The 23,268-nt window shown below is 64.6% G+C and carries 22 protein-coding genes and 1 tRNA gene; 18 read left to right on the top strand and 5 right to left on the bottom strand.

What is annotated here, in order from left to right:
• Positions 1–434: 434 nt before the first annotated feature.
• Positions 435–511: transfer RNA gene (locus tag AB4Y82_RS17370), tRNA-Arg, on the top strand.
• A gap of 119 nt (positions 512–630) precedes the next feature.
• Positions 631–1,497 (top strand): MBL fold metallo-hydrolase, encoded by an 867-nt coding sequence (locus AB4Y82_RS17365; RefSeq protein ID WP_441604935.1) that lies wholly within the window; start codon positions 631–633, stop codon positions 1,495–1,497.
• Between the two features lie 16 nt (positions 1,498–1,513).
• Here AB4Y82_RS17365 and AB4Y82_RS17360 read toward each other — a convergent pair whose 3' ends face one another.
• A complete protein-coding gene (locus AB4Y82_RS17360; protein WP_441604934.1) occupies positions 1,514–1,732 on the bottom strand; it encodes a CsbD family protein in 219 nt (72 codons plus the stop codon).
• A gap of 281 nt (positions 1,733–2,013) precedes the next feature.
• Between AB4Y82_RS17360 and AB4Y82_RS17355 the strand changes: the two genes are divergently transcribed.
• Positions 2,014–2,565 (top strand): HdeD family acid-resistance protein, encoded by a 552-nt coding sequence (locus tag AB4Y82_RS17355; protein WP_441604933.1) that lies wholly within the window; start codon positions 2,014–2,016, stop codon positions 2,563–2,565.
• Positions 2,566–2,627: 62 nt separating this feature from the next.
• Here the strand turns inward: AB4Y82_RS17355 and AB4Y82_RS17350 are convergent, their stop codons facing one another.
• Together AB4Y82_RS17350 and queF are read right to left on the bottom strand one after the other, a co-directional pair.
• A complete protein-coding gene (locus AB4Y82_RS17350; protein WP_441604932.1) occupies positions 2,628–3,224 on the bottom strand; it encodes a hypothetical protein in 597 nt (198 codons plus the stop codon).
• A gap of 133 nt (positions 3,225–3,357) precedes the next feature.
• A complete protein-coding gene (gene queF, locus AB4Y82_RS17345) occupies positions 3,358–4,182 on the bottom strand; it encodes an NADPH-dependent 7-cyano-7-deazaguanine reductase QueF (RefSeq protein WP_441604931.1) in 825 nt (274 codons plus the stop codon).
• A gap of 157 nt (positions 4,183–4,339) precedes the next feature.
• Between queF and AB4Y82_RS17340 the strand changes: the two genes are divergently transcribed.
• The 11 genes from AB4Y82_RS17340 to AB4Y82_RS17290 all read left to right on the top strand — a co-directional run bounded on the left by AB4Y82_RS17340 (position 4,340) and on the right by AB4Y82_RS17290 (position 16,870).
• Positions 4,340–6,307: a M1 family metallopeptidase gene (locus AB4Y82_RS17340; protein ID WP_441604930.1), complete on the top strand. Its 1,968-nt coding sequence runs from the start codon at positions 4,340–4,342 to the stop codon at positions 6,305–6,307.
• A 163-nt stretch (positions 6,308–6,470) separates the two neighbouring features.
• Positions 6,471–8,657 (top strand): penicillin acylase family protein, encoded by a 2,187-nt coding sequence (locus AB4Y82_RS17335; protein WP_441604929.1) that lies wholly within the window; start codon positions 6,471–6,473, stop codon positions 8,655–8,657.
• A gap of 423 nt (positions 8,658–9,080) precedes the next feature.
• Positions 9,081–10,679 carry a S8 family serine peptidase gene (locus AB4Y82_RS17330; RefSeq protein WP_441611530.1) on the top strand — a complete coding sequence of 533 codons (1,599 nt, stop codon included), beginning with the start codon at positions 9,081–9,083 and terminating at the stop codon, positions 10,677–10,679.
• Positions 10,680–10,746: 67 nt separating this feature from the next.
• Positions 10,747–10,998, top strand: a complete 252-nt coding sequence (locus AB4Y82_RS17325; RefSeq protein WP_441604927.1) for a hypothetical protein — start codon at positions 10,747–10,749, stop codon at positions 10,996–10,998.
• A 13-nt stretch (positions 10,999–11,011) separates the two neighbouring features.
• Positions 11,012–11,404 (top strand): GNAT family N-acetyltransferase, encoded by a 393-nt coding sequence (locus AB4Y82_RS17320; protein WP_441604926.1) that lies wholly within the window; start codon positions 11,012–11,014, stop codon positions 11,402–11,404.
• A 478-nt stretch (positions 11,405–11,882) separates the two neighbouring features.
• Positions 11,883–13,487 carry a S8 family serine peptidase gene (locus tag AB4Y82_RS17315; RefSeq protein ID WP_441604925.1) on the top strand — a complete coding sequence of 535 codons (1,605 nt, stop codon included), beginning with the start codon at positions 11,883–11,885 and terminating at the stop codon, positions 13,485–13,487.
• A 188-nt stretch (positions 13,488–13,675) separates the two neighbouring features.
• Positions 13,676–14,998 (top strand): Xaa-Pro dipeptidase, encoded by a 1,323-nt coding sequence (locus AB4Y82_RS17310; protein WP_441604924.1) that lies wholly within the window; start codon positions 13,676–13,678, stop codon positions 14,996–14,998.
• Positions 14,999–15,088: 90 nt separating this feature from the next.
• Complete coding sequence (locus tag AB4Y82_RS17305) at positions 15,089–15,556, top strand: nuclear transport factor 2 family protein (RefSeq protein WP_046971766.1); 468 nt, start codon at positions 15,089–15,091, stop codon at positions 15,554–15,556.
• A 41-nt stretch (positions 15,557–15,597) separates the two neighbouring features.
• Positions 15,598–15,948, top strand: coding sequence for a UBP-type zinc finger domain-containing protein (locus AB4Y82_RS17300; protein ID WP_441604923.1), 351 nt, complete (start codon positions 15,598–15,600; stop codon positions 15,946–15,948).
• Positions 15,949–16,009: 61 nt separating this feature from the next.
• The gene (locus AB4Y82_RS17295) at positions 16,010–16,426 is read left to right on the top strand and encodes a VOC family protein (RefSeq protein WP_441604922.1); all 417 of its coding nucleotides are present in this window, start codon (positions 16,010–16,012) and stop codon (positions 16,424–16,426) included.
• Positions 16,427–16,528: 102 nt separating this feature from the next.
• Positions 16,529–16,870: a ribonuclease E inhibitor RraB gene (locus AB4Y82_RS17290; RefSeq protein ID WP_441604921.1), complete on the top strand. Its 342-nt coding sequence runs from the start codon at positions 16,529–16,531 to the stop codon at positions 16,868–16,870.
• A gap of 17 nt (positions 16,871–16,887) precedes the next feature.
• Here AB4Y82_RS17290 and AB4Y82_RS17285 read toward each other — a convergent pair whose 3' ends face one another.
• Both AB4Y82_RS17285 and AB4Y82_RS17280 read right to left on the bottom strand, forming a co-directional pair.
• Complete coding sequence (locus AB4Y82_RS17285) at positions 16,888–17,133, bottom strand: hypothetical protein (protein ID WP_441604920.1); 246 nt, start codon at positions 17,131–17,133, stop codon at positions 16,888–16,890.
• Positions 17,134–17,249: 116 nt separating this feature from the next.
• Positions 17,250–18,932, bottom strand: coding sequence for a hypothetical protein (locus AB4Y82_RS17280; RefSeq protein ID WP_441604919.1), 1,683 nt, complete (start codon positions 18,930–18,932; stop codon positions 17,250–17,252).
• Between the two features lie 297 nt (positions 18,933–19,229).
• Here AB4Y82_RS17280 and AB4Y82_RS17275 point away from each other — a divergent pair, with 297 nt between their 5' ends.
• The 4 genes from AB4Y82_RS17275 to AB4Y82_RS17260 all read left to right on the top strand — a co-directional run bounded on the left by AB4Y82_RS17275 (position 19,230) and on the right by AB4Y82_RS17260 (position 23,156).
• Positions 19,230–21,434, top strand: coding sequence for a TIR domain-containing protein (locus tag AB4Y82_RS17275; RefSeq protein WP_441604918.1), 2,205 nt, complete (start codon positions 19,230–19,232; stop codon positions 21,432–21,434).
• Positions 21,435–21,513: 79 nt separating this feature from the next.
• Positions 21,514–21,957: a hypothetical protein gene (locus tag AB4Y82_RS17270; RefSeq protein ID WP_441604917.1), complete on the top strand. Its 444-nt coding sequence runs from the start codon at positions 21,514–21,516 to the stop codon at positions 21,955–21,957.
• Positions 21,958–22,173: 216 nt separating this feature from the next.
• The gene (locus AB4Y82_RS17265) at positions 22,174–22,320 is read left to right on the top strand and encodes a hypothetical protein (RefSeq protein WP_441604916.1); all 147 of its coding nucleotides are present in this window, start codon (positions 22,174–22,176) and stop codon (positions 22,318–22,320) included.
• A gap of 17 nt (positions 22,321–22,337) precedes the next feature.
• Positions 22,338–23,156, top strand: a complete 819-nt coding sequence (locus AB4Y82_RS17260) for a hypothetical protein (protein WP_441611528.1) — start codon at positions 22,338–22,340, stop codon at positions 23,154–23,156.
• Positions 23,157–23,268 lie beyond the last annotated feature (112 nt).

The raw sequence follows: 23,268 nt of genomic DNA, 5'->3' as shown, positions 1-23,268 counted from the left end.
TAAGTCCTCAGCGATTCGGGCGCGTTGCGCAGCGCTTGGAAGTATCCCCTGTGTACCCTCGGAGGTTGTCCCATCAGGACGCGCCTCGAGCGTTCGGGCTTATCCCAACACGATGCTGCGGGCGTTATCAGGCCATTTTCTTTGGGTTACTTTTCTTTTGGGCCAGCAAAAGAAAAGTGATTCGGTCGGCGGCAGCCGATCGAAACGCCCGCCGCGTAGGCGGCACCCTGGCCTCGAGGCGACAACTAAACACCGAAGCTCTGCAATCCGGCCTACACCGGAATGACAAGCAAAGGGGCGGCCCGCGCCAAATCGACCACGCGCCACACCAACAAACCCACCCCGCCCCCACATGGGCTCCCGCCCCCAACTCCGCTATACTGCGCCCTCGCCGTGCCCCGGAGCCCCGGTTCCACGCACGCGCCGACGCTCATGCGCCCGTAGCTCAGCCGGATAGAGTAGTGGCTTCCGAAGCCATTGGTCGGGGGTTCGAATCCCTCCGGGCGCGCCACCTCCTAAGCCTGTGTCTGCCCTGCGGGCAGCATCGTCCAAGTCGCTATCGCTATTGCCTGCTGGCATCGCGATGCCTCATGCGTTCCAATGAGGCGCCATGGACACGAGTAGCGAGCCGTGCAGCGACCTGAGGTAAAGGCCTTCTTCGACGAGTCGACCAACACCTTCAGCTACGTCGTGGCCGATCCGGCGACGCGCAAGGCGGCGGTGATCGACAGCGTGCTGGACTATGACGCAGTCTCCGGCCGCACCCGGCGCGATTCGGCCAACGCCATGATCGACTTCGTCAAGGCGCAGGGGCTGGCGCTGGAGTGGGTCATCGATACCCATGTGCATGCGGATCATCTTTCCGCCGCGCCTTACGTGCAATCCGTGCTCGGCGGAAAGCTTGCCATTGGCGAGCACATCCGCGAGGTGCAGGAAACATTCGGCAAGATATTCAACGCCGGCGACGCATTCCAGCGTGACGGCAGCCAGTTCGATCATCTGTTCAAGGACGGCGAGCGTTACCGCGTCGGCAGCATCGAGGCAGTAGCGATGCACACGCCAGGCCACACGCCCGCGTGCATGACGCATGTGATCGGCGATGCGGCCTTCGTCGGCGACACCTTGTTCATGCCGGACTACGGCACGGCGCGTTGCGATTTTCCCGGTGGCGACGCGCGCACGCTGTACCGTTCCATCCAGCAGCTTTTTACCCTGCCGGACGCAACCCGCGTATTCCTGTGCCACGACTACAAGGCGCCGGGTCGCGATGTCTTCGCGCATGAAACCACGGTGGGCGAAGAGCGCCGCGCGAACATCCACGTGCGCGCAGGCAGCGATGAAGACGACTTCGTGCGCATGCGCAGCACACGCGACGCGACGCTCTCGATGCCGCGGCTGCTGCTGCCAGCGGTGCAGGTGAACATGCGCGCGGGTCGCTTGCCGCCCTCGGAAGACAACGGCATCAGCTATCTGAAAATTCCACTGGACACCTTGTGAGCGCGGCAGCAGTTACTCAGCGCGAGCCCTGCGAGTGACATAGCTGTTTCTCGAAGGCCTTCACCTGCTGATCGGCTTCGTCGCGCGCGATGCCGTAGCGCTGCTGCAGTTTGCCCGATAGATATTCGGCATTGCCTTCGGCGATTCGCAAATCGTCGCTCGTGAGTTTGCCCCAGTGCTGCTTGATCTGGCCGCCTATCTGTTTCCACTGGCCCTGGATATTGCGCTGTTTCATGACAAATCCTCGATGGATGGCCCATCGTGCCGTACGCACCACGCTGCAATTCAAGCAAGCCGCGAGTTAAGTCCACGTGCCATCGATGTAGTGGTTTTGGCCGGATTTCACCCCCTCCGCAACCGGTTGAGACGGCGTTCGCATTGCGTCGACACGCGGGATGCGTCGATGCTGTCTCGGGCGCTCGCGCGACGAGGGGGAGGGCGGCATGTTCCTGCCTGGGCCGTGAGCGTCTGCGGGCAGCTGGTGCCCGCCTTTCAACCTCAAGGAGGGTCGCGACTATGAGTTCCATCCTGCATCGGGGCGTCAGCCGCACGGGCTGGTTGCTGGTGTTCTACGGCGTCATCTCCATCCTGTTTGGCATCAGCGCGCTGGTATGGCCGGGCGGCACCGTGATTGCGCTGACCTGGGCGTTTGGCGTGATGGCCCTGGCGGAGGGCATCATCAGCGTGTTCGCCCTGTTCAATCGCCATCTGGCGATGTCGCGCGGCTGGCTGATCGTGTACGCGGTCGCCTCCATCGTGTTCGGGCTGCTGGCGATCTGGCATCCGCTGGCCGTGGTCAATGTGTTGCTGTTGTTCCTGGCGGCGTGGCTGATCGTGGCGGGCATCTACCGCATCGTGTTCGCCATCCGCGTGCGCAAGGAGATTACCGGCGAGTGGATGATTGCCTTGAGCGGCGTGCTGGCCATTCTGCTGGGCGGGCTGTTCGCCGCTTATCCGGTGGCCGGCCTGCTCACCGTGGCGATCTGGATAGGCGTGGCCGCACTGGTGTACGGCGTGCTGCAGGTGATCGCGGGCGTGCGCGTGCACAAGTGGAAGCGTGCCTTGTAGCCATCTCGCGCAGCCACAAAAAAGGCGCCGTAAAGGCGCCTTTTTCGTGCGTTACGACCGGCCTAGCTGCGTACTTCGAAGTCTTCCGTAGCCACCGGCCTGCCGTTGAGCGAGATCACGACCTTGTACTTGCCCTTGGGCCAGGCATTGGGGTTCTGCACCTTGAACGTCGTGATCGCCGGGCCGTCGGTGGCGATGGATTCGCTGGTGCTGCTGAAAGCCTCGTCCTTGCCGTCGACGTAGCTCCACTTGGCGTTCAAGGTGGCGTTGTCGGTGGTGCCGATGGTGGCCACGCTGGCGTAGATGGCCTGGTCTTCCGGCGCAAATCGTCGCTGTTCCTTGCTGATGGCATGCGCCGCGTCGACCTGGCTGCCCAGGGTGACGGCGGCCACCTTGATCTCGCCGCCGGTCTGTATGCCGGCCGACTTTCCAGTCGTCTGCACCGGTGCGGGAGCGGTGCTGGTTGGCGATGGCGCGCTCGACGGCGGCGGCATCGGCGTACTGGCCGGCGGTGCCGGGGCCACGGGCGCAGGGGCGCTGGTCGCCGGTGCGGTGGGCGTGGTGTTGGACGCTTCCTGGTTCTTGCCGCAGGCGCCCAGCACGAGCAGTCCGGCAAGGGTCGCGCAGTACAAGGCCGTTTTGCGTGGCTGGATATTCATGACTGACCCCGTGGCTGGTGGCGGACATACCCGGCGGGTGAGGCCGGGCGCATTGCCATTGCGAGGCTAGCTTCCGCGGTCTGAAGCTGCGATTACCGCGGTTTCTGCATCCACGCCACCTTCACGGCGGCGACTACTGGCGCGCACCGCGCGGGTTGCCGGGGCGCTCGCTGCCGGTGCTGCGATAGGGGTTGATGTCCAGGCCGCCGCGTCGCGTATAGCGCGCATAGACGCTGAGACGCTGCGGGCGGCAGCGCTCCATCACATCCACGAAAATCCGCTCGACACATTGCTCGTGGAATTCGTTGTGGTTGCGGAAGGAAACCAGATAGCGCAGCAGGCCGGCGTGATCGATCGGCGCGCCGTGGTAGTGGATCTGCACGCTGCCCCAATCCGGCTGGCCGGTCACCGGGCAATTGGAACGCAGCAGGTTGGAGACCAACACTTCCTCGACCACGGGTGCATGGTCGTTGGTCATCAGATAGTCCGCACGCGGCGGGCCGTAGTCGTCAATCTCGATCGCCAGCTCGTCCACCAGGGTGCCCGCGAGGTCCGTGACGGCATGCCCGCGCGCCTGCGCGTGGCTCAGGGTCACTTCCACCGGGGCGCCGGCAGCGGCCGAGAGATCGCGCACCAGGATGGCCGAAAGGCTGTGGCTGTCGGCCATGCGTTCCTGCGAAAAACCGTTGAGGTAAAGCTTGAACGACTTCGACTCGATGATGTTGGGCGAGCTGGCCGGCACGCGGAATTCCGCCAGTGCCACCACCGGCTTGCCGCGAGCGTCCAGCCAGGACAGCTCATAGGCGTTCCAGACATCCTCGCCGTGAAACGGAAGCGGCTCGGACACGCCGATCTCGTCGCGCTTGCCCTGGCGCGGGATGGGAAACAACAGGGAAGGGTCGTAGCGGTCGGCGTAGACGGTGGTCTTGCCGAGCGGGGAATGTTCGGGGGTGCTCATGAGGCCATTGTACCGCCTCGCGCCGCCGCTCCCGGCCTCGCGGCCGGCCCGTTCGCATGAAGATGCGCCGGCGCCCATGACCACTGACCCGGTTCATCCGGCGTCGCGCTGCCTATATTGTCGGGTTCAGACCGGTGAGCCTTGAGGAAAACGCCTGATGAAGAAACTCGTCCTGGGCTGCGCCGTTGCGGCGGGCCTGATTGCAGCTGGCGCCCTGTGCGCGCCGGCCTTTGCCGACGGCACGGACGCCGCGTTCGATCCCCAGGCGTTGTTTGCGCCGCTCACGCTGCCCGATGCGGCCAATGCGTTCCGCGATGGTGCGGGCAAGCCGGGGCCCCAGTTCTGGCAGAACCGCGTGGATTACGCGATCCAGGCAAACATCGACCCGGCCTCGCACACGCTGCGCGGCGATGAAACCATCACCTACACCAACCACAGCCCCGATGCGCTGGACGTGCTGTGGGTGCAGCTGGACCAGAACATCTATCGACGCGACTCGCGCGGCACGCTTACCTCGCCGCGCCCGCGCAACGACTTCACTGACGGCTACCAGATCGAAGCTGTAGAGGTGGATGGCAAGCCCGTGCACTTCCTGGTCGACGACACGCGCCTGCGCGTGGACCTGGGCCAGCCGCTGGCCGCCAACGGCAAGCAGGCCAAGCTGCGCATCCGCTACCACTACACGGTGCCGGGCACCTGGGGCGGTCGCACGGCGGTCACGCCGACCAAGAACGGCGACATCTACGAGATCGCGCAGTGGTTCCCGCGCATGGCCGTCTACGACGATCTGCGCGGATGGGACACCCAGCCCTACCTCGGTTCGGAGTTCTATCTGGAATACGGCGATATCGATTACGCCGTCACCGTGCCGTGGAATTACATCGTGGCCGGATCCGGTGCGCTCACCAATCCCGGCGAGGTGCTCACCGCCGCGCAGCAGCAACGCCTCGCGCAGGCAGCGCAGAGCGATAGCACGGTGATGATCCGCTCGCCGCAGGAAGTGAACGACCCCGCCAGCCGTCCGAAGCAAAGCGGCACCCAGACCTGGCGCTTCCACATGGAGCACACCCGCGACATCGCCTTCGCCGCATCGCCTGCCTTTGTGTGGGATGCCGCACGCATCAACTTGCCCGACGGCAAGCACGCGCTGGCCATGTCGGTGTATCCGGTGGAAGGCGTGGGCAAGGACAAATGGGATCGCTCCAGCGAATACGTGAAGGGCGCGATCGAGCACTTCTCCTCGAAGTGGTATCCGTATCCGTGGCCGGTGGCGGTCAACCTCGGTGGTCATGGTGCCGGCATGGAATACCCCGGCATCGTGTTCGACGGCTTCGAGGACAAGGGCCCGATGCTGTTCTGGATCACCGCGCACGAAATCGGACACACGTGGTTCCCGATGGTGGTGGGCTCCAACGAACGCCGCAACGCGTTCATGGACGAAGGCTTCAATACCTTCATCGACGTGTATGCCTCGGACGCGTTCAACAAGGGTGAGTTCGCGCCCAAGCGAGACAGCGAGTACGCGCCCAAAGGCGGCAATCCGGTTGATGAGATCCTCCCGCTGCTGGCTGATCCCAACGCGCCCACGCTGATGGCGCCGGCCGATTCCGTCGCCGAGAAGTACCGCCATCCGGTGAGCTACTTCAAGGGCGCACTCGGTCTGGTGCTGCTGCGCGAGCAGATCCTGGGGCCGGACCGGTTTGATCCGGCCTTCCGCAAATACATCGCCACCTGGGCGTATCACCATCCCACGCCGTCGGACTTCTTCCGCTTCATGAGCAGCGAAGCGGGCGAGGACTTGTCGTGGTGGTGGCGCGGCTGGTACCTCAACAACTGGCAGCTGGACATGGGCATCAGCGCGGCGAGCTATGTCGACAACGACCCGGCCAAGGGCGTGCAGGTGACCCTGGCCAGCAAGCAGAAGCTGGTGATGCCGTCGACGCTGCGCATCGACTACGCCGACGGCAGCCACGAGGACGTGCCTGTGCCGGTGGAAGCATGGCGGCAGAGTGCGGCGCCGAAGCTGGCGTTGCATACGAGCAAGAAGATCGCGAAGCTCACGCTGGATCCGGAGCACAAGTTGCCTGATGCGGATCGAGGGAATAACAGTTACGCCATGCCGTGATATCGGCAAAGCCTCTACTACCCGTGATTCCGGCGCAGGCCGGAATCCAGTAGCGTGAGCATCCATCAGTGCCTCGCTACGGGATCCCGGCCTGCGCCGGGATGACGCTGTAGGAAGGCAAGGAAATCCCCTTGAGCGCGACGACACCAAGGCACCGAGAACCATGACCATCGCCAAACACTCGCTTTCGGCCGCCATACTGCTCTCGCTCGGTTGCCTCGGCACTGCTCACGCAGCATCCGGCGACGCCTCCCGCTGGAAGACCGAAGCCGCCGCCGTCACCGTCACCCGCGACGACTGGGGCATCGCGCACGTGCACGGCAAGACGGATGCGGACGCCGTGTTCGGCATGGCCTATACGCAAGCCGAAGACGACTTCAACCGCGTCGAGACGAACTACCTCAACTCGCTGGGCTGGCTCGCGCAGGCCGAAGGCGAGCAGGCGATCTGGTCCGATCTGCGTCAACAGCTGTGGATCGACCCGGCCGAGCTGAAGCAGCAGTACGCGAAAAGTCCTTCGTGGTTGCGCGAGCTGATGAATGCCTGGGCCGACGGCCTCAACTACTATCTGGCCACGCATCCGGACGTGCATCCGCGCGTCATCACGCATTTCGAACCGTGGATGGCGCTGAGCTTCAGCGAAGGCAGCATCGGCGGCGATATCGAGCGTGTCTCATTGAAAGAGCTGCAGGCGTTCTACGGCAAGTCCACCGACGCCGTGGCCTTCGTCGATCCGCCGTCGAGCTGGGCCGAGCCCACCGGCTCCAACGGCATCGCCATCGCGCCGAAACTCACGGCCGATGGCCACGCCTTGTTGCTGATCAATCCGCACACCTCGTTCTTTTTCCGATCCGAGCTGCAGATGAGCAGCGATGCGGGACTGGACGTGTATGGCGCGGTGACCTGGGGCCAGTTCTTCATCTATCAGGGTTTCAACAAGCACATCGGTTTCATGCATACCTCGACCACCGCCGACGTGGTGGATGAGTTTGCCGAGACCATCGTGCGTGACGGCGACAAGATCGGTTATCGCTACGGCAAGGAAGTACGGCCGGTCAACGCCAAGCCGATCACCGTGCGCTACCGCAAGCCCGATGGATCGATGGCGCAGCGTACGTTCACCACGTACGCCACACACCACGGTCCGATCGTGCGCACCGAGGGCGACAAGTGGATCGCCACCGCGCTGATGAACAAACCGATGGAAGCGCTGGAGCAGAGCTGGCTGCGCACCAAGGCAACTGACTTTACGAGCTTCATGAAAATCGCCGAGCTCAAGGCGAACTCATCGAACAACACGATTTTCGCCGACGACAAGGGTGAGATCGCATACCTGCATCCGCAATTCATCCCCAAGCGCGACAACCGTTTCGATTACACCAAGCCGGTGGACGGCAGCGATCCCGCGACCGACTGGCAAGGGCTGCTTCCGCTGGACGCCGCGCCGCATCTGCTCAATCCCGCCAACGGCTGGATCATGAACACCAACGACTGGCCGTATTCCGCGGCGGGCCCGGATAGCCCCAAGCGGGAAAACTATCCGCGCTACATGGATAGCGTCGGCGAGAATCCGCGCGGTATCCACGCCACCATGGTGCTGAGCGACAAGCGCGACTTCACGCTGCCGTCGCTGATCACCGCGGCGTTCGATTCGTATCTGCCGGCGTTCGCGCGACAGGTGCCGATCCTGCTGAAGGATTACGACGCGCTGCCCGCGAACGATCCACTGAAGAAGAAACTCGCCGGACCGATCGCCTTGCTGCGCGGATGGGACTATCGCTGGGGCATCGCCTCCATGCCCACCTCGCTGGCGGTGTTCTGGGGCGATACCTTGTGGGACAAGGTCGACAAGTCGGACGTATCCGAAGGGCTCTCCGTCTACGACATCATGGCTGAGCGCGCCGGGCCCAAGGCGCGCCTCGAAGCGCTGGCGGAGGCGTCCGATCGCCTGCAGAGGGACTTCGGCAGCTGGGGCGTGCCGTGGGGCGAGGTCAATCGCTACCAGCGCATCAACGGCGACATCCAGCAGCCGTTCGACGACAGCAAACCCAGCATCCCGGTGCCCTTCACCTCATCGCGCTGGGGCTCGCTCGCTTCGTTTGGTGCGCATCGCTGGCCGGGTACGCGCCGCTACTACGGCACCAGCGGCAACAGCTTCGTCGCAGCGGTGGAATTCGGCGACAAGGTGCGCGCACGTGCCATCACGGCGGGTGGCGAAAGCGGGCATCCGACATCACCGCACTTCAATGATGAGGCCGAGCGCTACACCACAGGCAACTTGCGTGCCGTGTATTTCTGGCCGGAAGACCTGCAGGGGCACATCGAGCGCACGTACCATCCGGGCTCGTAATCACGCTCGATAGGCACACAAGCGAGCGCTTACACGCATCGCTTGCGTGAGCCCGCGCGCGCGTGCGATGCGCGTCGGTGTCGCCAAAGCGCATTTTTTGCGACTCTTCTTTCGACCTCATGAATCCCCGGCCTTGCTGCCGATTCATGCGACGCCGCTGCGCGGGGGAGAGACGCGTTGCCGGCGGTCGTTGAGGCCGCAAGTGCGAGACGCGTTTGCGTGTGATCTGAGAATTGGATTGGGTTGATTCGCTGCGGCACGCGCGGCGCGGGGTGGATTTGTCTTCGCGGAGGGTCACGGACGATTCCCGCGATCGAAGGAGACATCAACGTCGAAGGCTCGACGCATCGAGGCGCCGCCACGGTGGGATTCCGACAGGACGTCACGGGATCACTTCGACCCAGGCATGTATGGGGAGTTCATATGGAACGTCATACTCGCAAGCATTGGCTCATCGTTTCCCTGTTGATGGCGCTGTCCGCGTCCGCCTCTGCGGGCAACACCGGCGCGTCGCCGCCTTCGGATCGCTTCGACCTGAGCCCGCTACAGAAAAATCAGAGCTATACCGGCTTCATCGTCACCTACAAGGACGGTAGCGCCGAACGCCGCAACACCGCGATCGCGGTGCAGAACGTGAGCGCAGCGGTGTCGCGCGCGAAGCTGGCAGGGGGAACACGCGCCGCGCCGCGAACGCTCAAGGTGAGTTACGCCCGCAAGCTGGCCACCGGAGCCGATCTGGTGCATATCGACCGCGCCCTTTCGGCAGGCGAGGCGGCCACGCTGATCAGGCAGATCGCCGCCGATCCCGCCGTCGCCTACGTGGAGTCGGAATACATGCTCCAGGCCGTTGAAGACCTGCGGCCGGACGGTGCGATGGCTTTCGGTGCTCCCAACGACCCCAATTACGCGGTCTACCAGTGGGATTACCTGGCGCCCAATGGCGCGGGTTTCTTCGACCGCGCGCTCAGCGCGAACGTCGCCAACTGGGGCGCCGCCAACATCCAGCAGGCATGGGCGTTAGCCAGCGGCTCTGGCGTCACCATCGCGAGCCTCGACACCGGTGTTACCAACCACCCGGACCTGAACCTCTCGCTCGCCAACGCCGGCTACGACTTCATCGTCAGCGCCGCTACCTCAGGCCGCGCAACCGATGGCCGCGTGCCCGGTGGGTGGGATACTGGCGACTGGATCCCCGCGGTGAATCAGTGCGGCATGGGTGCACGCAAGAGCAGCTGGCACGGCACGCACGTGTTCGGCACGGTAGGCGGCGAGAAGACCAACAACGGCGTCGGCCTGGCGGGTACGGCCTTCGGTGCACAGGTGGTACCGGTACGCGTGCTCGGTCATTGCGGCGGTACCAATGCGGATGTCGCCGATGGCATTACCTGGGCGTCGGGCGGCAGCGTGTCGGGCGTGCCGGCCAATGCGCATCCCGCGCAAGTGCTCAGCCTGAGCCTGGGCGGACCTGGCGCCTGCACGTCGAGCAGTGCGCTGGGCCTGGCGATCACCGGTGCGGTCGGTCGCGGCGCTACCGTGGTGGTGGCCGCCGGCAACAGCAACGCCAACGCCGCGAACTTCTCGCCGGCCAGCTGCGCCGGTGCGGTGGTCGTGGCAGCCACCGGCATCACCAGCTCGCGTACGTTCTACTCCAACTACGGGTCGATCGTGACGGTGGCAGCCCCCGGCGGCGGCGTTTACAAGAACGATGCATCGTTTGGCTCGCAGACCACCACGGGCTTCATCTGGTCCGCGCTCAACGCCGGGACCACGACACCCACCACGCCTACCTACGGCACCATGGCAGGCACCTCGCAGGCCACTCCGCATGTGGCTGGCGTGGTGGCGCTGATGCAAAGCTATCGCCTTGCACGCGGCAAGGCCCTGCTGACACCCGCGAAGATAACGGAACTGGTGAAGTCCTCCGCCACCGTGCCGCACGTGCCGCCCAGCGCAAGCACGCCGATCGGTGCGGGCATCGTCAACGCTTATGCCGCCGTGCAAGCGGCCGGTAATCAGCCGTGATCAACGGCGGGACCGATGCTTCCCGCATCGGTCCCGCTCACCGCTTGTCTTGTATCTGTCGCCTGTTGTGAGTCGTCGGGGGACGGGCACGCACCGCGGCGACAGTAAGAGCGGCAACAGTGATCAAGGTTTCGTCGCCGCGGTGGAGTTTGGCGGCAAGGTCCGCGATATCACGTCGGGTGGCGAAAGTGACCATCAGGCATCGCCGCGCTTCAATGATGAGGCCGAGCGTTACAGCACAGGCGACTTGCGTGCGATGTATTCCTGGTCGGACTATCTGAAGTCGCACGTCGAGCGTAGCCATCACCCGGGCGAATAAGAGAGCTTCATCCATGATCCGAGATGCATTGCCCGAAGATGTCGAGCCGATCCGCCTGTTTCTCGCCGCCAACGGCTGGGCGCATCGCGTGGAGGACGCGCCGCGGTTTGCCCAGTTGCTGCAACAGTCCCAGCGCACGGCCGTCTGCATGGACGACGGCGCGGTGATTGGCTTCGCACGTGCCATCACGGACGGACTGTCCAATGGCTATCTGTCGATGGTGGTCGTGGCGTCGGGGCATCGCCGGCAGGGCGTTGGGCGAGCGTTGGTGGAGCACATCACGCGCGACACGCCGGACATCACCTGGGTACTTCGCGCTGGGCGCGATGGCGCGGCCGAATTCTTTTCGGCCCTGGGATTTCAGCCGTCACTCGTGGCGATGGAGCGCTGCCGCCGCGGAAGCTGAGCGATGACGCACCACTCTTCCTGGGTTGGCGCGGTGCCGTGCAGGCGCGGCCGTCGATGCGCATCGCTTGTGTGAACTTGATCACATAAGCGTGGCATGCCCGCGCCGGTGACGGCAATTATTTGCGATTCCTTCACCGATGCCATGAATCAATGGCACGGTCGCATCTTCATGCGACGTGGCTGTGCGAGGGGACAACAAGCGCGCGCCACCCATGAGTGACCTACGTTGCTGGCGGCTCCTGGAGCCGCCGGAGCGGTGAGCGTTTGCCTTGGCTGTGGGGATTACCGGTTTCGTTGATTCGCTGCGTTACGCGCGGCGCGGGTTCGTCTTGTCTTGGCGGCGGGTCATGGATGACTCCCGCGATCGCGGTAAACATCAACGTCGAAGGCTCGACGCATCGAGGCGCCGCCACGGTGGGATCCCGACAGGACGTCACGGGATCACTTCGACCTAACCCAAGCATGGAGAGTTCGAAATGGAACGTCATACTCACAAGCGTTGGCTGGTGGTTTCCCTGCTGATGGCACTGTCTGCCTCCGCGTCTGCCGCCGAGTTCGGCACGTCGCCGCCGCCCTCGGCCAATTTCGATGTAAGTCCATTGCAGAGCGATCAGAGCTATACCGGTTTCATCATCACCTACAAGGACGGCAGCGCCGAACGCAGCAACGCTGCCATGGCGGTGCAGAACGTGGGCGTGGCGGTATCGCGCGCAAAACTGAGCGCGGGAACGCTCGCCGCGCCGCGTGCGCTCGCCGTGCGATACGAGCGCAGGCTGGCCACCGGTGCCGATCTGGTGCACACCGACCGTGCGCTTTCGGCGACCGAGGCGGCCACGCTGATCCGGCAGATCGCCGCCGACCCCGCGGTTTCCTTCGTGGAGCCGGAATACATGCTCAAGCGCGTGGATGGCATTCTCCCAGCGGGCGCCGCCACTTTTACGGTGCCCAATGACCAGTACTACGGGGCCTACCAGTGGGATTACCTGGCGCCCAGCGGCGCGGCGTTTTTCGACAACACGCTCAACGCAAACGTCGCCAACTGGGGCGCCGCCAACATCCAGCAGGCATGGACGCTGGCCGATGGCACCGGCGTGACGATCGCCAGTCTGGATACCGGCGTCACCAATCACCCGGACCTCAATCTCTCGCTCGCCAACGCAGGTTATGACTTCATCACCAGCGCAGCCGTGTCGGGCCGCTCCAGCAACGGCCGCGTGGCGGGCGGCTGGGATACCGGCGACTGGACCACGGCGAACCAGTGCGGCTCGGGCCAGCCCGCCGAGAGCAGCAGCTGGCACGGCACGCACGTATTCGGTACGGCAGGTGGCGAGATCACCAACAACAGCACGGGCATGGTGGGTACCGCCTTCAACGCACAGGTGGTGCCGGTGCGCGTGCTGGGTCATTGCGGCGGTTCGAACGCCGACATCGCCGATGCCATTACCTGGGCGTCCGGCGGCACCGTGTCGGGCGTGCCTGCCAATGCGCATCCGGCGAAAGTGCTCAGCCTTAGCCTGGGTGGATCGGGCACCTGCCCGTCGAGCAGCGTGCTGGGCACGGCGATCACGGGTGCGATCGGTCGCGGTGCCAGCGTGGTGGTGGCCGCCGGCAACAGCAACGCAAATGCCGCGAACTTCTCCCCGGCCAGCTGCGCAGGTGCGGTGGTGGTGGCCGCCACCGGCGTTACCAGTACTCGCGCGTATTACTCCAACTACGGCAAGATCGTGACGCTGGCCGCACCTGGCGGCGGCGTGTACAAGAACGACGCATCGAGCGGCACGCAGGCCACCACCGGCTTCATCTGGTCCACCATCAATGCAGGCACGACCACGCCGACCACGGCAACCTATGGCGGCATGGCTGGCACCTCGCAGGCCACGCCGCACGTGGCAGGCGTGGTGGCGCTGATGCAGAGCTATCGCGTCGCGCTCGGCAAGGCCCTGCTGACGCCGGCGCAGGTCACCCAGTTGCTGAAGTCCTCGGCGACGGTGCCGCACGTGACGCCAAGCGGCAGCAAGCCGATCGGCTCGGGCATCGTCAACGCCTATGCCGCCGTGCAGGCGGCCGGTAGCCAGCCCTGATCGACCGCGGGGCCGATGTTCCCGCATCGGTCCCGCTTTCCACGCGCCTGCCATGCGCCATCCGTCACGGGTGACGGAACGGGGTTTTACGGTAAGGTGCGGGCAGGGGGATATTGCAAGACCGTGGCGCAACGCGCAGCGTCGGGCTGTCCGCCCACCGTCATCGTCATTGCCCACGGAGATGCTCCATGCGTTTGCTGCCCCTGTTTTCCGCCATCGTCCTAGGCCTGGGTTCGGTCGCTGCCGCGTCGGCGGACGATGCGCCGGCACCGGCACCAACGCGTGTCGCCGTGCGCGCCGCGCACCTCGTCGACGTCAAGGCGGGCACCGTGCGCGACAACCCGCTGGTGATCATCGAGGGCGAGCGCATCACCGAGGTGCGTTACGACGGTCAGGTGCCGGCAGGCGTCAACGTGATCGACCTGGGCAGCGCCACGTTGTTGCCCGGGCTGATCGACTGCCACGTGCATCTCACCGGCGACCCGGGCGAGGTGAAGGGCGATTACTACGAGGCTGTGCTCAAGCGCGGTTCGATCGATTCGGCGATTCTCTCGCCCACCTATGCCAAGCGGACACTGGATGCCGGCTTCACCACGGTGCGCAACCTGGGCGCGCCTGACTATGTGGACGTGGCGCTGCGCAACGCGATCGATCGCGGCGATATCGCCGGGCCGCGCATGCTGGTCTCCGGGCCGCCGCTGGGCGCCACAGGCGGCCATGCCGATGACACCACCGGCTTCTCGCCGTGGATCGAGTTCCACGGCGTCGAAGGTGTGGCCGATGGCGTCGATGCCATCCGCCATCGCGTGCGCGAAAACGTCAAGAACGGCGCCGACGTGATCAAGTTCATGGCCAGTGCCGGCGTGTTGAGCGCGGAGGCATCGGTCGGTGCGCCGCAGTATTCGCAGGAAGAAATGAATGCCGTGGTGGACGAGGCGCACCGCTGGGGCAAGAAGGTCGCCGCACATGCGCACGGCGCCGAGTCGATCAAGATGGCCATCCGCGCCGGCGTGGACTCGATCGAACACAGCAGCATGATCGACGAAGAAGGCCTCAAGCTGGCCAAGCAGCACGGCACCTATCTGGATTTCGACGTCTACAACGACGACTACATCCTGAGCGAATACGCCAAGAAGGGCTTCCCGGCCAGCACTGTGGAGAAGGAGCGCCTGGTGGGCCGCCTGCAGCGCGAGAATTTCCAGCGCGCGGTGAAGGCCGGCGAAAAGATGGCCTTTGGCACTGATGCCGGCGTCTATCCGCACGGCTGGAACGCAAAGCAGTTCGCCGTGATGACCCATTGGGGCATGACGCCGATGCAGGCGATCCAGGCGGCCACGGTCAACGCCGCGGACCTGCTCGGCATGACCGGCAAGGTGGGTGCGGTGGCGCCGGGCTATTACGCCGACCTGGTGGCAGTGAGCGGCGATCCGATCAACGATGTTGCGCAGCTGGAACACGTCAGCTTCGTGATGAAGGGCGGCGCCGTCGACAAGAACGACATCAAGCGCTGATCCGGGCCGGTTGGTGGCAACCTTCGCGGGACGTGGATGTTACTCAGGCTAAGCTTGTGTATCGCTCTCAACCCGTCCCCGAGGTGTGCCATGGAAGTTCGCCAGCCTGTCCCTCCCTTCACCGCCGAAACGGCGGCGCAGAAAGTGCGTCTTGCCGAAGACGGCTGGAACAGTCGCGACCCGGTGAAGGTCTCGCTGGCGTACTCGCCCGACACCTACTGGCGCAATCGCGCCGAGTTCGTGCATGGGCGTGAGGAGGCGCAGGCCTTCCTCGCCCGCAAATGGAATCGCGAGCTCGACTATCGCCTGATCAAGGAGTTGTGGACCTTCGCCGGCAACCGCATCGCCGTTCGCTTTGCGTACGAATGGCACGACGATTCCGGCCAGTGGTACCGCAGCTACGGCAACGAGAACTGGCAGTTCGACGAGAACGGCTTGATGACGCATCGCCATGCCTCCATCAACGACATGCGCATTGCCGAGTCGGAGCGCAAGTATCACTGGCCGCTTGGTCGCCGTCCGGACGATCATCCGAGCCTGAGCGACCTGGGCTTCTGATTGCCGTCACCATTCATCGATCACCGTCAAGGAGGCCACTGATGAGCCAGGCGGATAGCGGCATCAACCTGGATGCCGAACCCAGCGGCGAAGGCTGCGTCGAATGTCTCAAGGCCGGCGGCTGGTGGCTGCATCTGCGCCGGTGCGCGCAATGCGGCCATATCGGTTGTTGCGACAGCTCGCCCAGCCAGCATGCCAGCAAGCACTTTCATGAAACCGGCCATCCGGTGATCGCCAATTTCGAGCCGGACGATCCGTGGTTCTATGACTTCCGTACTCGCCGGGCGTACGACGGCCCCGAGTTGCGTCCACCCCTTTTCCATCCGCTGGATCAACCCACGCCCGGGCCGCGCGGCAAGGTTCCAAGGAACTGGGAAGACCTCCTGCATTGAACGCCAGCGGGGCTTCCACGCACGGACTTGGCGCGACCACATCGACGATGGATGCAACCCCATGAACGACAGCAACGCACTGACCGCCGGCATCGATCATGTGGGTTTGACCGTGAGCGACGTCGAGCTTTCGCGGGCTTTCTTCGTGCAATGCCTGGGCTGGCGGGTGGTCGGTGGCAATCCCGCGTATCCGGCGGTGTTCGTTTCCGATGGCACCTCCGTGCTCACGCTGTGGCAGGTCGACGGCACCGATGGCCACCAGCCGTTCGACCGGCGCAAAAACATCGGTCTTCACCATGTCGCGCTGAAAGTGCCCAGCGAGGAAGCGCTGCATGCGCTGTTCGCCAGGGTGGCCGCGTGGCCCGGTGTGGAAGTGGAGTTTCCGCCCGAGGCCGTGGGCAAGCTGGGCAATATGCACGGTTTCGTGCGTGAGCCGGGCGGCACGCGCGTGGAATTTCGCTACAACGTGCCGGCGTAGACCGCGGCAGGAACGTGCGTGCTTGCCGCTGCGCGCGTTCCACGGGAGACTGGGCCACGCGCTCACACCAGCGCGCAGCGCTACACGCACACGGGACAGGCAATGAACGAACACGTGGACTTTCCAGACGACGAGAACGGCGACGTGCTGCGGCAGATGGCCGAGCAGGGCGACGACCTCTCGATCGCGCGCGAAATCGACTTCTCGGTGATCTTTCCCACCGAGGAAGCCGCGCTGAAGTTCGCGGTGCTATTGCTGAGGAATGGCCAGAAAGTGTCTTTCTCCGAATACGAGGCGGATGAGGAACGCCCCTGGGAAGTGCAAGCCCACCCCTTCATGGTGCCCACGCACGACAACATCAGCGGCTACGAAAGCCTGCTCGCCAGCGAATCCGAATCGCTCGGTGGCCTCAATGATGGCTGGGGCTGCGTGGTGCAGGAGTAAGGCGGAGCGGTCCGCCGCTAGCGCGAAGGCGCGTGGCCGCCCTTGGCAATCACCGCAGCTCGATCGGCATGCTGCACACGCGGTGCCCGCTGGATAGCGGCATGCACCGCGGGGTCAGTCGAGACCGGGGGATGTTCGCTGGCGCGGTGATGAAACGCCAGCGCGGCGGCGCGGACTTCGGGTGGCGCAAAGCGCAGCTCGCAATCGGCATGGGCGTTCAAGCTGGGCGACAACATCAGGGCGAGCATAAGCGTGCGTTGCATGAGATACCTCCGGCGTACTCGGAGGTTCCCATGAGGCGAGGGAAGGCGGCCATCCGGTTCTTGTGATGTGCGACGCTCGTGGCACGCCGCTTCGAACCAGTTGCGTCCAGCGCAAGCTAGAACTTGCTGTGCTCCACCTGCCGCTCACGACGCATCAACGTCCACTCCGCATGCTCGGTCAGCGCGGCATCGCCCAGTGAGCGCAGGATGCCGCGCTTCTCCGCAGGATCGTCGGTACGGTCGAGCGCCGCGCGGGCGCCGCTGAAAATGCGCTGCATGAAGCGGTATTGCCGGATCAGTTCCTTGTCGGCCTTCCTGTATGCATAGGCTTCGCGCACGGCGGCAACGATCGACAGCACGGCCATGATCACCACCAGCGTGTTCTTGATGTCTTCCGGCAGTTTGAGCGCAAACATCGCCAGAAACACACTGATGGAGATGCCCACCCACAAGCTGATCGAGCCCACCGTTTCGGTCAGATGGTGCAGGCCTGCGCTCTCCAGCGTCTTGCATTCGAAGTAGTGCAGTTGGCCCGAGCGGCCCGGTTCGCCCACCCATTCGTTGATGACCTGGGCCAGCGCGTCCGGCTCTGGCTTGGCTGGCGGCTGCAGGCCGACGGCGCGCATCACATTGCGGATCCAGCCCAGCTCGATGTTCTGCTTCTGCAGGAAATTGTCGTGCGCAAACTCGTGGTCGGTGTCTTTGGAGATGCCGGCGCGCCGCCAATACAACTGGATGCGCAGGCCTTCGGCAAGCGCGCGATAGTCCAGATACTTGCGGTGCCATTCGCGGCGCCGCGCGAGTGCGGCGACGATGCCGCCTGCCGCAAACAGCAGCAGGAAGAAATAGATCATGTTGTTCTGCTGGGTGAGATGGGCATAGAGGGTGAAGGCGATGCCCATCAGGGCGGCCAGCGTGTACGTCACGCGCAGCGCCAACAACACGCGCTTGCGAAAATGCATGGCGAGCCAGTCGGCACATCGAAAAAGCCGATCGACCGCTTCCGTGCTTTCGCCGGGTGACACGCCATGCTCGCCGGCCGCGGCGTCGATCTGCGGGGCGTAGGTCTCGCAATCGTCGTTGAATTCGATCATGTGACGAATCATCAGGTCGAATTCTTCCGGTGGTTCGGCCTGCAGCGACACGTGGTCGCCGGTGCGCCAGAGGGTCTGCAGCGCCGTCAGGCCTTCGGCCACCGAACCCTGCGCGCCTTCGCGCGAACAGACGATGTGATAGAGCAGGTGCTCGTCGCCGCCGCTCAGGATATGCCGCGCCTGGCGCGGATGTTCGATGATGCCGGGCAGCGAGCCGTGCAGGTAGTACTTCACGATTTGCGCGGTGCCGCCGAGTCGTCCGGAGTCCTTGCCGTCCCAGATCGACACCAGGATGTGCGCGTGACTGGCGATGAACACGCCGGCCTTCGCATATTGCCGATTACGCGCTTCGCCATGCGCCTGCAGTGCCTCCCGCGACTGGCTTTTCAGCAGCGGCAGGCGGATCACATCGGCGCGTTGAAAAAGCTCCTCGAACCGCTCGCGTACCACGGGCTCGGCGAAATCTTCGACATACATGTCGCGCGGCAAGGGCAGCGGAACCACCAGGCGCGCGCCCGCCGCCAATGCCTCGTTCGCGAACAGCTGATCGCCGCCTTCGGCCAGCGCCGAGAGCGCCACCAGCGGCAGCGACGGGTAATCGCGCTTGAGTGAGGCGAAAAAGGCCTGCAGGCGTTGCCGGATCGGCTCGATCTCAGCCGCGGCGATGTTGCGATGGCTGGTGACGCCGACAACCAAAGGTGTCATGGCAACCTCCGCGCGAGCCACGGTCCGGACCAGCGAACGCGTGGTGTGTCCATGGTGCAGGCAAGGCGGGGCTCACCCTGACGAGAAGGGCGCGTGAAGGCCCGCTCGCATCCCCTCCGCGAAACCACACGCAGCCTACCGCAAAAATGTGATGTACATCACATTCTTGATATCATTCCGGGAGGTGGCGAGGGGCGAGCGTCACCCGTTCCAGTCTGGCTCTGCGCCGGCTGGTCAGCGGTTGCGGGACGTTCCCGGCCAGGAAGGCCATGGCCTTCCTCGGGAGTGCACGGCGTCATGAAGCAGCCTCCGGCGGCCCCGGCATGTCGGTACCGCGCCTTCATCAGCTATAGCCACCGGGACAGTTCCTGGGCGGGCTGGCTGCACAAGGCGCTGGAAACCTATCGCGTGCCGTCGCGCCTGGTGGGCAAGCAGACTGCCGCCGGTGTGACGCCGCGGCGACTCGCGCCGATCTTTCGCGATCGCGACGAACTGGCCAGCGCCACCGATCTGGGCAGCAAGGTACGCGAGGCGCTGGCGCAATCGGCCAACCTCATCGTCATCTGTTCACCGTATGCGGCCACGTCGCATTGGGTGCAACAGGAAGTGCTCGCGTTCAAGCGGCTGGGGCGCAGCGCCAACATCTTCTGCCTGATCGTCGATGGCGAGCCGAACGTAGGCGCGCGCGGTGATCCCGCACAGGAATGCTTTGTCTCGGCGTTGCGCTTTCAACTCGATGCCAACGGTGAACTGGGCAGCGAAACCGCCGAACCCATCGCCGCGGATGCGCGCGCTTCGAAGGACGGGCGTCGCAACGCCAAGCTGAAACTGATCGCCGGCATGCTGGCGATCAGCTTCGACAGCCTCAAGCAGCGCGAACTGCAACGGCGAAATCGACGCCTGAGCATGATCACCGCGGCTGCGCTGGTGGTGGCGGCAGTGACGGCGTCGCTGGCGATCGTGGCGATGCAGGCACGTCACGCCGCCGACGTCGCGCGCGTGGCGGCCGAGCGCCGGCAGCGCCAGGCGGAAGACTTGATCGACTTCATGCTGGGCGACCTCAACGACAAGCTGCATCGCATCGAGCACCTGGACATCATGGAAGATGTCGACAACAAGGCGATGAAATACTTCGCCGGCATGCCGACCACCGACGTCACCGAGCAGGCATTGGCCCAGCGCGCCAAGGCGCTGGAGCGCATCGGCTCGGTACGCGAGGAACAAGGTCATCTGCCTGATGCGATCGCCTCGTACCGGGCCGCGGCCATGCTCGCCTCCGCGCTCGCGCAAAAGGCGCCTACCGACGCGGCCAAGCAGCTGCAATACGCGCGCATCCTGGCCTTCATCGGCCGCGCCCACTGGTTCGAGGGCGAACTCGACGCCGCCCAGACCAGCTTTGAAGAAGCGCAACACGTGCTGCTGCGCGCCGAGCCGTATGCCAAAGGCGATCTCGAGCTGCTGTTGGAGCTTGAGATCGTGGACAACAACATGGGCCATGTACTGGAGGCGCATGGTCGCCTCGACGAGGCGCTGGTCAGCTACCGCAGCGCGCTGGAGCTGGCCGGCAAACTGGTGGCCGCCAAACCCGATCGCGCCGATTGGGCCACCGAACTCGGCGGGGCGCACAACAACATCGGCAAGCTGGCGTTGCTGCATGGCGACCTGGCCGGTGCCATCGCCGAGTACGGTTCGGACGATGCGATTGAAACGGCCTTGTCCGCGCAGCATCCCGACGACTCCAGCCAGCGCGACTCGATGCTCACGGTGCGCGCCATCCTCGGTCGCACGCTGGCCCTGGTCGGTGATGACGCGACCGGCATGCGCCACATGCAACAGGCGGTTGATATCGCCGATGGACTGCTCAAGAGCAGTCCGAACAACAGCGGCTTCCAGGAAGACGTGGCCCGCTATTGCGCGCAGCTGGCACGGCTCAAGCGCCTCAACGGCGATCTGCCCGCCGCCAACGCACTCACCGCACGCTCGCTCGCCCTGGCGGCTGCGCTGGTCAAGCAGAGTCCCACCGACGCCGGCCTCGCGCGCTTGCAAGCCGAAGCGCAGACCGAGCACGCCGCGCAGTTGCTGGCGGCGGGGCAGGCCGACGCCGCGCACGCGCAGTTGCTGGTGGCGCTGGACACGCTCCGCCCCATGCGGGTCAAGCAACCGCATGAGCGCTCGATCGTCTTGGCCAACGGCGCCGCGCAACTGCTGCTGGCGGCGGCCACGACCGATCCGGCGGCAGCCGCGCAGCTGCGTCGCGACGTGGTAGCGATGGCGCAAGGGCAACCCAGCGGGCAAGGCGATCCACGCTTGCTGTCGATGCAGGCCCGGGCCTTGCTCGCGCTAGGTGAGACCGCCAAGGCAGATCCCTTGGTGCAGGCGTTGTGGGACAGCGGCTATCGCGATGCGGAATGGCTGGCCGTGCTGCGCCGCGCCCACGTGGCCTATCCCATCAACACCGTCTTCCAGAAAAAGTTGGTGGCACAAAGCAGCGGCGTTCGCTGATCAGGCTGACCGGGGCAGTCGAGAGTACGGGAGCACCATCGGGTAGGGAACCGCAATCTCTCAACGACGGGAGTTCATCATGAAAACCAGCAACCCCAGCAAGATCGATATTGAAGTGGAGCTTTATCGCAATCCCAAGCCAGGACGGGAGGAAAACCTGTTGGTGGTCAATCAGGGCAAGCACCACCACGCCTTCGAGAAGGTCGCCAGCGATGACCAGCCACATACGATTACCTGGACGCTATCGGGCAACGCCAGCGACGGCGAGTTCTGCGCCGCCGACGATCCGCACAGCCCCGGCTTCTCATGGCTGGTGCGCAAACCGAGCGACAAGGTGTTTCGCAATCTGCGCTACGAAGGCAAGAAGAAGATCAGCATCGACAACTACCATTGCGACAAGAACAGCGAAGGCGTGTGGCACTACCAGCTGTTCGCGCGCTTTGGCGACAAGGTGTACGGCGTGCCGTTGACCTTTGTATGCGGCGAGTCCAACAGCCCTCATCCATCGATCAAGAACAACTGATCCGTCCATCTCGCGCAAGGTCGCCCACGGACGCGGCGGCCTTTGCGCCAACACCTTCATGCGGTGTCGAGACTCGCGTGCGTACAGGGAAAGCCAGTTAACCGGCGTGATGCCGCCCACATCGATCTCTCGCGTTTCTCACACGTTGTCTACGGAACCGGTCGCACTGTCCAGCCACACGCGGCAAGCCTGCCGTGGTCTTGCTGGAGCGTATTCATGAGCGACCTCATCGAAAGCCAGGCCAATGAGTCTGTGGAACCTGCCCAGAAACAACGTGGCGGCATTGGCTACGTCTTGCTCTGGATCCTGGGTGTCCCGCTCCCTGTGCTGATCCTTATCGCGCTGGTTCGTGGTTGCGCCTGACCTCAAGGAGAATCTCCATGGCTACCACCTATAGCAGCGCCATCGCCCTGGACCCTCTTGCGCAGATGCGCTGGAGTGCCGTCTTCGCAGGTTGGTTTGTGGCGACGGGTATCGCGATACTGCTCTACGGCGCGGGCATCGCGTTGGGCTTCACGGCATTCAATCCGCACAACGCGGAAGCGGCCGCCAAGGGCCTGGGCATCGGCACCATCATCTGGATGATCCTGACCTGGGCTGCCTCGCTGTTCGTGGGCGGCCTGTTTGCCAGCTGGTTCGACGGTCGTGCCGACGACACCATGGGCAGCCTGCATGGCATCACGGTATGGGGCGTGGCGATGACTGCGAGCACGCTGTGGCTCGCGCTCACGCTGGGCCAGCTGAGCCATGAGCACAAGTCGCCGCATGGCGACCACGCAGGCACCATGGCGATGGCCGACAACGAGCCGATGGCGGTACTGCGCACGGATGTCCATCGCACGCTGGCGACACAGCGCGAAAGCCGCCCCGACAACGAGACGGAGAAGGCGCTGATCGCGGCCCTGGTAGCCGGACATACCGACACGGCGCGCGCCATCCTGATCGCGCAAACCGAGATGCCCACGGATGCGGCGACCATGCGCGTCAATACCTGGTTGCCGGTGGCCAACGCCACGCGCGACCAGCTCAAGAGTGACGCCGACCGCTTGAAGCACTATGCGGCCGTGGGCATGTTGACCTTGCTGCTCAGCGGGCTGGCCGGTCTGGTCGCGGCTGCCCTGGGCGGCTGGATGGGCTCGCGCCATATCCATCGCATCTACCACTTGCGTCGCTACGAGGGTCGTCCTTTCCGCGGGTAAGCGCGCGGCTGGGGCAGAGGTAACGGCAGCGCCGGTGCAGGCGCTGCCGTTTGCGTTTCACTGGGACAAGCGTTGGCGACGACTGCAGGCCGGGCCGTACGCCAGCGTGATT

Source organism: Dyella sp. 2YAF14 (assembly GCF_052114725.1).
Taxonomy (GTDB): domain Bacteria; phylum Pseudomonadota; class Gammaproteobacteria; order Xanthomonadales; family Rhodanobacteraceae; genus Dyella.
This window is presented reverse-complemented; position numbering and strand designations above follow the sequence as displayed.

Bases quoted from the DNA above. Each gene is read 5' to 3' on its own strand.
- AB4Y82_RS17340 (WP_441604930.1), top strand. From the start codon at position 4,340: ATGAAGAAACTCGTCCTGGGCTGCGCCGTTGCGGCGGGCCTGATTGCA.
- AB4Y82_RS17305 (WP_046971766.1), top strand. From the start codon at position 15,089: ATGGAAGTTCGCCAGCCTGTCCCTCCCTTCACCGCCGAAACGGCGGCG.
- AB4Y82_RS17355 (WP_441604933.1), top strand. From the start codon at position 2,014: ATGAGTTCCATCCTGCATCGGGGCGTCAGCCGCACGGGCTGGTTGCTG.
- AB4Y82_RS17280 (WP_441604919.1), bottom strand. From the start codon at position 18,932: ATGACACCTTTGGTTGTCGGCGTCACCAGCCATCGCAACATCGCCGCG.
- AB4Y82_RS17335 (WP_441604929.1), top strand. From the start codon at position 6,471: ATGACCATCGCCAAACACTCGCTTTCGGCCGCCATACTGCTCTCGCTC.
- AB4Y82_RS17275 (WP_441604918.1), top strand. From the start codon at position 19,230: ATGAAGCAGCCTCCGGCGGCCCCGGCATGTCGGTACCGCGCCTTCATC.
- AB4Y82_RS17330 (WP_441611530.1), top strand. From the start codon at position 9,081: ATGGAACGTCATACTCGCAAGCATTGGCTCATCGTTTCCCTGTTGATG.
- AB4Y82_RS17360 (WP_441604934.1), bottom strand. From the start codon at position 1,732: ATGAAACAGCGCAATATCCAGGGCCAGTGGAAACAGATAGGCGGCCAG.
- AB4Y82_RS17260 (WP_441611528.1), top strand. From the start codon at position 22,338: ATGGCTACCACCTATAGCAGCGCCATCGCCCTGGACCCTCTTGCGCAG.
- AB4Y82_RS17300 (WP_441604923.1), top strand. From the start codon at position 15,598: ATGAGCCAGGCGGATAGCGGCATCAACCTGGATGCCGAACCCAGCGGC.
- AB4Y82_RS17265 (WP_441604916.1), top strand. From the start codon at position 22,174: ATGAGCGACCTCATCGAAAGCCAGGCCAATGAGTCTGTGGAACCTGCC.
- AB4Y82_RS17350 (WP_441604932.1), bottom strand. From the start codon at position 3,224: ATGAATATCCAGCCACGCAAAACGGCCTTGTACTGCGCGACCCTTGCC.
- AB4Y82_RS17285 (WP_441604920.1), bottom strand. From the start codon at position 17,133: ATGCAACGCACGCTTATGCTCGCCCTGATGTTGTCGCCCAGCTTGAAC.
- AB4Y82_RS17270 (WP_441604917.1), top strand. From the start codon at position 21,514: ATGAAAACCAGCAACCCCAGCAAGATCGATATTGAAGTGGAGCTTTAT.
- AB4Y82_RS17320 (WP_441604926.1), top strand. From the start codon at position 11,012: ATGATCCGAGATGCATTGCCCGAAGATGTCGAGCCGATCCGCCTGTTT.
- AB4Y82_RS17310 (WP_441604924.1), top strand. From the start codon at position 13,676: ATGCGTTTGCTGCCCCTGTTTTCCGCCATCGTCCTAGGCCTGGGTTCG.
- AB4Y82_RS17295 (WP_441604922.1), top strand. From the start codon at position 16,010: ATGAACGACAGCAACGCACTGACCGCCGGCATCGATCATGTGGGTTTG.
- AB4Y82_RS17315 (WP_441604925.1), top strand. From the start codon at position 11,883: ATGGAACGTCATACTCACAAGCGTTGGCTGGTGGTTTCCCTGCTGATG.
- queF (WP_441604931.1), bottom strand. From the start codon at position 4,182: ATGAGCACCCCCGAACATTCCCCGCTCGGCAAGACCACCGTCTACGCC.
- AB4Y82_RS17290 (WP_441604921.1), top strand. From the start codon at position 16,529: ATGAACGAACACGTGGACTTTCCAGACGACGAGAACGGCGACGTGCTG.